Origin of the sequence: Mesorhizobium sp. M1182, assembly GCF_040318335.1 — a bacterium.
Taxonomy (GTDB): Bacteria; Pseudomonadota; Alphaproteobacteria; order Rhizobiales; family Rhizobiaceae; genus Mesorhizobium.
Window position 1 is genome coordinate 1 of record NZ_JAMYMD010000064.1, and the last position, 10,174, is coordinate 10,174.

General features: G+C 62.2%; 11 protein-coding genes. 5 read left to right on the forward strand and 6 right to left on the reverse strand.

The window, feature by feature from the left end:
• Positions 1-247 precede the first annotated feature (247 nt).
• The 3 genes from carB (at position 248) to NKH33_RS32825 (ending at position 5,409) form a co-directional block, all read left to right on the forward strand.
• A complete protein-coding gene (gene carB / locus NKH33_RS32815) occupies positions 248-3,751 on the forward strand; it encodes a carbamoyl-phosphate synthase large subunit (protein WP_352923658.1) in 3,504 nt (1,167 codons plus the stop codon).
• A gap of 478 nt (positions 3,752-4,229) precedes the next feature.
• A complete protein-coding gene (locus NKH33_RS32820) occupies positions 4,230-4,493 on the forward strand; it encodes an HTH domain-containing protein (RefSeq protein WP_352923660.1) in 264 nt (87 codons plus the stop codon).
• Positions 4,494-4,806: 313 nt separating this feature from the next.
• Positions 4,807-5,409, forward strand: a complete 603-nt coding sequence (locus NKH33_RS32825) for a hypothetical protein (RefSeq protein ID WP_352923662.1) — start codon at positions 4,807-4,809, stop codon at positions 5,407-5,409.
• Here the strand turns inward: NKH33_RS32825 and NKH33_RS32830 are convergent.
• From NKH33_RS32830 to NKH33_RS32850, 5 genes are all read right to left on the reverse strand, one after another.
• The gene (locus NKH33_RS32830) at positions 5,396-5,677 is read right to left on the reverse strand and encodes a hypothetical protein (RefSeq protein ID WP_352923665.1); all 282 of its coding nucleotides are present in this window, start codon (positions 5,675-5,677) and stop codon (positions 5,396-5,398) included. The two genes, NKH33_RS32825 and NKH33_RS32830, sit on opposite strands and share 14 nt — an antisense overlap.
• A gap of 302 nt (positions 5,678-5,979) precedes the next feature.
• Positions 5,980-6,444 (reverse strand): DUF6644 family protein, encoded by a 465-nt coding sequence (locus NKH33_RS32835; RefSeq protein WP_352923667.1) that lies wholly within the window; start codon positions 6,442-6,444, stop codon positions 5,980-5,982.
• Positions 6,445-6,828: a DUF6152 family protein gene (locus NKH33_RS32840; RefSeq protein WP_352772968.1), complete on the reverse strand. Its 384-nt coding sequence runs from the start codon at positions 6,826-6,828 to the stop codon at positions 6,445-6,447.
• Between the two features lie 286 nt (positions 6,829-7,114).
• Positions 7,115-7,603: a GNAT family N-acetyltransferase gene (locus NKH33_RS32845; protein ID WP_352923669.1), complete on the reverse strand. Its 489-nt coding sequence runs from the start codon at positions 7,601-7,603 to the stop codon at positions 7,115-7,117.
• A complete protein-coding gene (locus NKH33_RS32850) occupies positions 7,596-8,372 on the reverse strand; it encodes a transglycosylase SLT domain-containing protein (protein ID WP_352923672.1) in 777 nt (258 codons plus the stop codon). Before NKH33_RS32850 ends, NKH33_RS32845 begins: the two co-directional genes overlap by 8 nt.
• Before the next feature lie 207 nt (positions 8,373-8,579).
• Between NKH33_RS32850 and NKH33_RS32855 the strand changes: the two genes are divergently transcribed.
• Entirely contained in the window at positions 8,580-9,149 is a 570-nt protein-coding gene (locus NKH33_RS32855; RefSeq protein WP_352923675.1) for a methylated-DNA--[protein]-cysteine S-methyltransferase, read from the forward strand.
• 52 nt (positions 9,150-9,201) lie between these two features.
• Here NKH33_RS32855 and NKH33_RS32860 read toward each other — a convergent pair whose 3' ends face one another.
• Positions 9,202-9,528, reverse strand: coding sequence for a hypothetical protein (locus NKH33_RS32860; RefSeq protein WP_352772958.1), 327 nt, complete (start codon positions 9,526-9,528; stop codon positions 9,202-9,204).
• 299 nt (positions 9,529-9,827) lie between these two features.
• Between NKH33_RS32860 and NKH33_RS32865 the strand changes: the two genes are divergently transcribed.
• Complete coding sequence (locus tag NKH33_RS32865) at positions 9,828-10,040, forward strand: cold-shock protein (protein WP_023678332.1); 213 nt, start codon at positions 9,828-9,830, stop codon at positions 10,038-10,040.
• Positions 10,041-10,174 lie beyond the last annotated feature (134 nt).

Sequence of the window (10,174 nt, forward strand, 5' to 3'; positions counted from 1 at the left end):
CCCTCCGCCCCGTAGTCTTTTAGAGAAACCGCGGACTCGCGTACTCCCGTTGTTGAGTTGTCTCGTAGTGTCGTAGTGGACTACTGCCCTACTGCCCTACTGCCCTACTGCCATTTTAGGGGGTTACATCCGGCAAAACTCTTCCCTATAAGGCCCTCCTAGCCTGATACCAGAATCGCGAGCACAACCGGCCGGGTCATCCCGTCCGGCTTTTTGTGCAAGCCGCCCGCCGAAACGGACCCTCGACATGCCAAGACGCACCGACATCAAGTCGATCCTGATCATCGGGGCCGGCCCCATCGTCATCGGTCAGGCCTGCGAATTCGACTATTCCGGCACCCAGGCCTGCAAGGCGCTGAAGGAAGAGGGTTTTCGCGTTATCCTGGTCAATTCCAATCCGGCCACCATCATGACCGATCCGGAGCTGGCCGACGCCACGTACATCGAGCCGATCACGCCCGAAGTGGTGGCCAAGATCATCGCCAAGGAGCGGCCGGACGCGCTGCTGCCGACCATGGGCGGCCAGACCGCGCTCAACACCGCTCTGTCGCTGCGCCGCATGGGCGTGCTCGACCGCTATCAGGTCGAGATGATCGGCGCCGACGCCACCGCAATCGACAAGGCCGAGGACCGCGCGCTGTTTCGCGAGGCGATGAACAGGATCGGCCTGGAAACGCCGAAGTCGATGCTGGCCAACGCCACCGACGTCAAGAATGCCGACCGCAAGACGCACGAGGCCGAGCGCGCCGCGCTGAAGGCCGAGAAGCCCGAAAATCTCGACGCCGCGCTCGATGCTCTGGAAACGCGCTGGAACCTCGGCGAAGGCGACCGCAAGCAGCGCTATATCAGCCATGCCATGGCGATTGCAGCACAAGCGCTCGACCATGTCGGCCTGCCCGCCATCATCCGCCCGTCCTTCACCATGGGCGGCACCGGCGGCGGCATCGCCTACAACCGCGCCGAATTCTTCGAGATCGTCCAGTCCGGCCTCGATGCCTCGCCGACCACCGAAGTGCTGATCGAGGAGAGCGTGCTCGGCTGGAAGGAGTATGAGATGGAGGTTGTCCGCGACAAAGCCGACAACTGCATCATCGTCTGCTCGATCGAGAACATCGACCCGATGGGCGTGCATACGGGCGATTCGATCACCGTCGCCCCTGCGCTGACGCTGACCGACAAGGAATACCAGATGATGCGCAACGCCTCGATCGCGGTGCTGCGCGAGATCGGCGTCGAGACCGGCGGCTCCAACGTGCAGTTCGCCGTCAACCCGGCCGACGGCCGCCTGGTGGTGATCGAGATGAACCCGCGCGTCTCGCGCTCGTCGGCGCTGGCCTCCAAGGCGACCGGTTTTCCGATCGCCAAGATCGCCGCCAAGCTCGCCGTCGGCTACACGCTGGACGAGCTCGAGAACGACATCACCGGCGGAGCAACGCCGGCCTCGTTCGAGCCGAGCATCGACTATGTCGTGACAAAAATCCCGCGCTTTGCCTTCGAGAAGTTTCCCGGCGCCGAGCCAGTGCTGACCACCTCGATGAAGTCGGTCGGCGAGGTCATGGCCATCGGCCGCACCTTCCGGGAATCGCTGCAGAAGGCGCTGCGCGGGCTGGAGACCGGCCTGACCGGTCTGGACGAGATCGAGATCCCCGGCATCGGCCATGGGACGACAGCTGCCAGCCACGTCGACGACCGCAACGCCATCCGCGCCGCCTTGGGCACGCCGACGCCGGACCGGCTGCGCATGGTGGCGCAAGCGATCCGCATGGGCACTTCGCTCGAAGACGTGCACGCGATGTGCAAGATCGACCCGTGGTTCCTCGAACAGATCGCCGGCATTCTCGACATGGAAGCCCGCATCCGCGAGCACGGAATTCCCGAGGACGCCGCCAATCTGCGCATGCTGAAGGCGATGGGTTTTTCGGACGCCCGCCTCGCCTCCCTGGTCAGGAAGGATGTCGAAGAGATCCAGAAGATACGCGACAAGCTCGACGTTCATCCGGTTTACAAGCGCATCGACACCTGCGCCGCCGAATTCGCCTCGCCCACCGCCTACATGTATTCGACCTATGAGGTGCCGTTTGCCGGCGCGCTCGCCAACGAGGCGCAGGTCTCGTCGCGCAAGAAGGTCGTCATCCTCGGCGGCGGCCCCAACCGCATCGGCCAGGGCATCGAGTTCGACTATTGCTGCTGCCATGCCGCTTTTGCGCTGCGCGACGCCGGCTTCGAGGCGATCATGATCAACTGCAATCCCGAGACCGTGTCGACCGACTACGACACCTCCGACCGGCTCTATTTCGAGCCGCTCACGCCGGAGGACGTGTTGGAGATCCTGCGCGCCGAGCAGGCGTCCGGCGAGCTCGTCGGCGTCATCGTCCAGTTCGGCGGCCAGACGCCGCTGAAGCTGGCGGATGCGCTGGAGAAGGCCGGCATCCCGATCCTCGGCACCTCGCCCGACATGATCGATCTGGCCGAGGACCGCGACCGCTTCCAGAAGCTGCTGCACAAGCTCGGCCTCAGCCAGCCGAAGAACGGCATCGCCTATTCGGTCGAGCAGGCCCGCCTCGTCGCCGGCGAGCTCGGCTTCCCGCTGGTGGTGCGCCCGTCCTATGTGCTCGGCGGCCGCGCCATGCAGATCATCCACGACGAGAGCATGCTGCAATCCTATCTGCTCGACACCGTGCCCGGCCTGGTGCCGGAGGACATCAAGCAGAAATACCCCAACGACAAGACCGGCCAGATCAACACGCTGCTCGGCAAGAACCCGCTTCTGTTCGATACCTATCTGTCGGGCGCCATCGAGGTCGACGTCGATTGCCTTTGCGACGGCAGGTCGACCTACGTCTCCGGCATATTGGAGCACATCGAGGAGGCCGGCATCCATTCGGGCGACTCGGCCTGTTCGCTGCCGGTGCACTCGCTGCCCTCCGAGCTGGTCGACGAGCTGGAGCGCCAGACGGCAGCACTTGCCCGCGCGCTCAATGTCGGCGGGCTGATGAACGTGCAGTACGCGATCAAGGACGGCACCGTCTATGTGCTGGAGGTCAACCCGCGGGCGTCGCGCACCGTGCCCTTCGTCGCCAAGACCATCGGCCGGCCGATCGCGAAGATTGCTGCCCGCATCATGGCCGGCGAAAGCCTGGAAGACGCCTTCGCCCATTACGGCGCCATGCCCGACCCGCGCAATCCCGGCCACATCGCGGTCAAGGAAGCGGTGTTCCCGTTCGCCCGCTTCCCCGGCGTCGACATATTACTCGGCCCGGAAATGCGCTCGACCGGCGAGGTCATGGGCCTCGACCGCGACTTCGCGCTGGCCTTCGCCAAGAGCCAGCTCGGGGCGGGTGTTGATCTCCCCCGCGCGGGCACGCTGTTCGTCTCGGTGCGCGACGAGGACAAGAAGGGCATATTGCCGGCAGTGAAGCGCCTTGCCGGCCAGGGTTTTAAAGTGCTCGCCACCTCCGGCACCGCCCGCTTCCTCGCCGAAAACGGCGTCGCGGCGGAGAAGATAAACAAGGTGCTGGAAGGCCGCCCGCACATCGAGGACGCCATCCGCAACCGCCAGGTGCAGATCGTCTTCAACACCACGGACGGCCAGAAGGCGGTGTCGGACTCAAAATCGCTGCGCCGCGCGACGCTGATGCAGAAGGTGCCGTATTACACCACGCTCTCGGGGGCCGCCGCGGTGGCCGAGGCGATTGCCGCGCTGAAGGCGGGGAGCTTGGAAGTGAGGCCGCTGCAGGAGTACTTCGCGTAGGCGATTAGCCAATCTCCCTCCTTGTGGGGGAGATGGCCGGCAGGCCAGAGGGGGGCGCTGTCCCGCTGACGCTTAGCTCTTAAAATAGAGTGCGTCGTTCTGACGCATCTTGCTGACCCTCATTCAGGACTCGTTAACTATGACTCGCCCGACTTTTGTTGGGTGAAGCAGCTACTGCGCGTAGCAAGGGCTATGCCAACCACCTTTTGAGGCAAGAAACCGCAAGGACTCGTTAACTATGACTCGAGTCCACTTTTATCTTGCAACTACATCAGACTTGACATAAGATCTGACCATGGCTTCGCTACATGAACTCCTCGCTCGAAGGCACAGAGAGCTGATCAGAGCGCTCGCGGAAACGCGACGTCGGCTAGCGTCCATCGAGGAGGAGATTGATCAAATCGAAAGGGCTGCGACAGCAGCAAATGTAAATCTTGCGACTTCTGAGGAATTGGCAGAAAGGCAGGCGCCTCCCACTATGAAGGAAGCCGCTGTCCAAGTCCTCAGAGAAGCAACAGGTGGGCTGACTACAAACGAACTGCTGGAAATCATCAACAACAAGCTTGGCACAACTTTCGCCAGATCTAGCCTAAGCCCACAACTATCACGACTAAAGGGCGATGGAATCCTCTACAGAGAAGAAGATGGTCGCTGGATATTGGCGTCTGATCCTAGCTTGAACGAGAATGGGGCATCCGAAGATGCCCCAGAACACGCCGATCGTAAAAGATCGCAGTCCTAGCGATCGGCTTTCCACGTACGCGAAGGAGGCCTCACATGCAGCCGCCATAAACAAATCCTGGCTACGCGTGATTTGATCATTCATAGCCAGCAACCGGGGAGCCCGGCAGTGGTGATGCGCGTTCCAATCCTCGCATCACCACACTAATTGATGCACACCATATGGTCAACGCTGCTCGCCTGCCCCGAAAATCCTACTCAGCTAGCTGTGGCGCGTCCAGAACCGAGGGCGAGTCAAATTGACTCACCCCCGGTTTTTACGACTTATTAACCATGTGATTCCATTAATATTTCTTCCGTTCAGGAGCAATTTTATGGACGCAACTTATAATTTGAATGGTGGCTTCAAGCCCACCATGAAGCGTTTCGCCGACCTGAACGGCCCAGACTATTTCCCTACGCCAAGATGGGCCACGCATGCTCTTATAGAAAACGAGAAATTCGTTGGTGAGATATGGGAATGCGCTTGCGGCGACGGGGCAATGTCTCGGGTCTTAGAAAGCCGCGGCAACCCGGTTCGCAGTTCCGATCTGTTCAACCGAGGCTTCGGCAAAGCAGGCGTTGACTTCAACACTGCGACGACCCCTGCAGATAATATCGTGACCAATCCGCCCTATAACAGCGCGGAGAGCTTCGTCCGCTCCGGAGTAAGGCTTGCGCGGAACAAGTTCGCGTTGCTCCTCAGGCTGGCCTTTCTGGAGGGTGCGAACCGCGCGAATACAATCTTCGCGGAATGCCCGCCATCAAGGGTATGGGTATTCAGCGAGCGGATTACATTTTACCCGGCCGGAGCCGTGCAAGCGGGCTCCGGCACGACCGCTTATGCTTGGTTCGTTTGGGACAAACGCGCGCCTGGCATCACAGAACTGAAATGGTTCCAGCCTGGTTATAAGCAAAAATTCTCTAAGGTCGCCTGAAACCATCCTTAATGGCAATAAGATGCCCGTCATAGATTAGATTACCGGGACTGTCCTTGTGAGATTTTATGTTGCGGACTATCTGAGAAAAGCGATCGTCGTTTCGACCATTTAGTTGTTCTTCATCCTCAGCGCTAAGTGGTATTCTATTTCGTAATTCTGCTATCAGTTTGGTAGTGGTAATTTCACGATGCGGTTCAGCATCAATGATCGCGATTACGTCTGACCCAATATCTGCTTCCCCAATTCTGCCCGGTTTCTTTGCCATCTATTCCCTCCCATGTTTAGCCGAGAATGCCTCCGATGTCGGCTGGACACAAGTACTTGCATCAAGGAACAATTCGCTAGCAGGATCGAAGTGCAAAGCGTGTTTCAAACTTGCTTAGCTTCAGCAGAGTGGGAGGCGACGCTCCCCCCTCACGCCACCGCGACACTCGATCTCAATATCGAACTCCATCGGCCATGAAGCCGGCGGCACGAAGCTGCGCGCCGGCGGGGATCACGCTGACACCGCTGCGTTCGCTGCGCACCCATCTCGCGCCTCAAGGAACGCCAGCGCCAACCCTCACCTCAGCCGAGAAATCCAATAAACCGTCCCGCGAAAAGCACGGCCGTCCACAGCATCAGCGAGAGCACAGCCAGCATGGTCGCGGCCCCATCGACCGGCTCCTCACCGCCTTTTGCGCGCCGCATGAAGGCGAGGAAGTTGGCGCCGGCAAGCAGGATGAGCCCCATCTTGGCGAGGAAGATTGGCATCGCCGCATACTCGCTCGCCCTGACTGAAAAGAGCAGCGACCCCGTGACAAGCGCACCGCCGAACGCGGCAAATGCGGTACGGCGCAGCAGCGCCACGAACGCCGTCTGCGGCAGCGAGCGGAAGGCGCCGAGGATCCTGAGATCCATGAGCCAGACGCTGGTGAGCAGCGCGCCGATCGACATAATGTGCAGTGCATTGATGATGGGGTAGGCGACGAACGAGGCCTTTAGTCCCCGCACCATAGCGAGCTGCTCGATGCCGGCAAAAAACCCGTCCATTCAGGCCGGCGGCACGCGGTCGGGATAGACATCATAGGTTTTGCCGCCGACGATGACGCGCACTGCCTTCATGCGTTTTTCGTTTTCGTCGCGCGAGCGGTTGCCGATCGCGGTCACCTCGTCGCCGATCTTGGCGACCTCCTCGGTAAAGCCGGCGGCGATCGTGCGGGACGGCGTCGCCATCTCCACCCGCCAGGCCTCTCCCTCGGCATCGACGTCCAGCGTGGCGTGCGGATTGCCGATATAGATGGCCGTGATCTTGCCCTTGAGTTCGAAAAATCCGTCCTGCGTCCACGACCAGCCGTGATGGGCATAGGCTGCGGTGGCGGCGGCAAGGATCACCGCCGCTGCCAGCATGACGCTTCGGTTGAAAGGTGACTGCATCGCTCGTCTCCTCGGTTCGGCATTAGAGGGTAGGTCAGCGCGCGGCAGCGTCAAATCACATGAGGTGTGCGCTGCCCCTCATTGCCCTGCCGGGCATTTCTCCCCGTATAGTGACGGGGAGAAAGGTGCCTTCGCCAAGGATTTCGCCAATCTCCAGAGTTGAAGAAAGGGAGCTGAGTTTGCCGCCAGCCCCCTTCTCCCCGTCCCTCTACGGGGAGAAGATGCCGGCAGGCAGATGAGGGGCGGCGCCGACTTCTACGATCGAGCGCCCGCTTGCCCCGACCCCTCACCCCGCCCAATCGACTTCGAACATCCCCAGCCGTTCGTAGAGCCTGACCGCAGCCGCGTTCTCCACCGTATTGGTCTTGAGATCGACATGCGCCGCGCACCTTGCCTGAAACACCGCAAACGCGTGGCGCATCAGCGCCTCGGCGATGCCCTTGCCGCGTGCCTCGGGGTGGACGGCAAGGTCCTTGACGAAAGCCCGCGTCCAGCAGAGCGCCGCGCCCGCCAGCCGGCCCTTGCCGTCGATGACCAGGAAACACAAAGCTGGGTCGAATTCCGCATCAGCCGAAATGCGCGGCCACCATTCGTCGAACGGCCCGTCGGCGCCGTCGTCGAACACCGCGGTCAACAGCGTATGCAAAGCGAGTGCATCGGCGGCTTCGAAGCCGCGCATGAAAAAACCTTCGGGCCAGCGCGGCGCCAGAAGCGTGTCGTCGAAGATCTTGCGCAGGCGGATGTCGTTTGGCGCCGGTGGGCGCGGCTCAGGCATCGGGCTGCATGCGGCGGCGCAGGCTATCGCTGCCGAGGCCGGTTTCGCCCAACAGGCCTTTGCGCTTGGCGTCGTAATAATAGCCGCTCTGGTAGAGCCGGTCGGCGCGCTTAGGGTTGCCGCCTGAGACCAGCCAGGCGCCGCGCAGATATTTCACCGCATATTTCAAATTGGTCTCGGCATCGAACAGGCCGCTTGCCGGCCCGTCATAGCCCATGCCGCGCGCCGTCGCGTGCTTGATCTGCATCAGCCCCCAATGGCCGTGATTGTAGGCTTTCGGGTTGAACGTGCTCTCGCGGTTGACGACGCTGCGCACCAGATCGACCGGCACCTGATAAAGCGCGGAATATTTCTCGATCAGCCGCTCGATCTCGCTGCGGCCGCCGGCGTTGGACTGACCCTCGGTGGGGTCGGTCGCGGCCAGAGCGGCCGGGTCCTGCGGCAGCGTGTAGGAAACCGGCTGAACGCCGGGCATGGCCTCGGTCTGTTGGCTGACCGGCATGGCGACGGCTGGCGTCGCGGTAACAGGCAGGGCGTTGGCGGTCATGACGGCGGGGGTACTTGCCGCCAGCGGCGTCGGCCCGGCAAAGGCGGCGGCCGGCTCGATCGGCAGCGCCGCTGTCTGGGCGACGCCGGACGGCTCCGGCAGGACCGAAACCGTGTCAGGCAGCGCCAACGTAAAGCCGGCATCGGTATTGGCCGTATTTTCGGTGAAGGCTGGCGTCGGGGTCACCGGCGAAGTCGAGGTGCAACCGCTGAGAGCGGCCACGGCCAACACCGCCGCAAGGACGGGAAAGAGGAATTTTGCTGGCAAGCGGCGCTCGGGTCCGGTTCGTCGGGTGTTAAGAAGTCCTTACACCAGCATCTTTCCTCGGGCAATCCGCGGTAGCCGGTGGTTTTCGGGTGGCGAGCCGGGCCGCGAAATGCGATATTGTTCTGGATTTGTACTTCGAAGGATTCCGGAAAGGAGCACGCCATGCACGCCTCTCATGCCACCGCCGGCCACGCGGTCTTCGAAACCGTGCTCGGCTTCATGGGCATCGCCTGGAGCGATGCCGGACTGACCCGGCTCTGCCTGCCGCAGCGCAATCGCGACGCGGTCGAGCGCCGGCTGCTGCGCCATGCCGCCGCCGACCAGCCTGCGAAGCCCGAGCCGCAATGGGTTGCCGAGCTGATCGCGTCGATCAAGGCCTATGCCGCCGGCGAGGATATAGATTTCTCCAACGTGCCGGTCGATCTCAGCGGCGTCGACGAGTTCCGCCAGGCGATCTATGACGCGGCGCGAAAACTCGCCTTCGGCGAAACCACCACCTATGGCGAACTGGCCAAGCGCGCCGGCCATGCCGGGCTGGCGCGCGAAACCGGTGCCGCACTCGGCGCCAACCCGGTGCCGCTGGTCATCCCCTGTCACCGCATCCTTGCCGCCGGCGGCAAGATCGGCGGATTTTCCGCGGCCGGCGGCTCGGCCACCAAAGAAAAGATGCTGGCAATGGAAGGCGTACGCGTCGGCCCGCCGCCCCCGGCGCAGGTGTCGTTCGGGTTTTAGTGGTGCTGATATTCAGGCGAGGCCGGCACCCGGCGCACCATTTCGTCCCACTCTAATCCGGAAGCAGGCGCCGGCGAAAACGCCGGTCGATCTCCACCCGCTTGCATTTGTAGACGGTGCAGGAATTCGTGTCGGCGCTCGGCACCGAGGCCCGCGCCCTGACCTCGCCGATGTCGCAGAATTGCTGGCTCCGCACGTAGCGGTCGTAGAGCGCCAGCCCCGGCACGCGCGCCGATCTGTAACGCAGGATGACCGCGCCCTCGCGCGCGATCGTCGCCTGCACCTTGCCGCAGCTCATGCGGGTCGGGTCGTAGCGCGAGCCCGCCTGCGCCTCGGCGGCCACCAGCGTCAGGCAAGCGGCAAGCAGAACGATTTTCATGTCCCTCTCCCCAAAACCCGGTCGCGCCCGAAGCCGGCGCGATCCTCCCGGGTCAGGCGCGCAGCGACGACGCTCTCACGCGATTGGGGCGGCCGTTGGGCAGCGTTGCCGCCGCGCCATTTTCCGCCCCGTCTTGTTTTTTGCGCGAAGGCATATTATATGCGGTCCATTGATATTTCGGCCGATCGATCCGGGCCTCGCGATATTCGCGTTTGCTGACGTTCTATCTCCAAAATCTCGATACAAACCGGCTGGGTTTCGGCCCAGTCAAACTAAAGCAAACGTAAAGGACTATCGAAATGGCAACAGGTACGGTCAAGTGGTTTAATTCCACCAAGGGTTTCGGCTTCATTCAGCCTGACAGCGGCGGCGCGGACGTTTTCGTTCACATCTCCGCAGTCGAGCGTGCTGGACTGTCGACCCTGGTTGAAGGCCAGAAGATCAACTTCGAGATCGAGCAGGACCGCCGCACTGGCAAGTCGTCCGCTGGATCTCTGAGCAAGGCAGCCTGATTTTGCGAATGGCGGGGGCCCGGGGGAAGGACCGGGGGCGCGGCCAAAAAAGGAAGGTATTAAGGTGACCCCCACAAAAACCCCGCGCCCCAAAACCACCCCAACCCAAACCCCCCAATGGATCCCGCACCGCC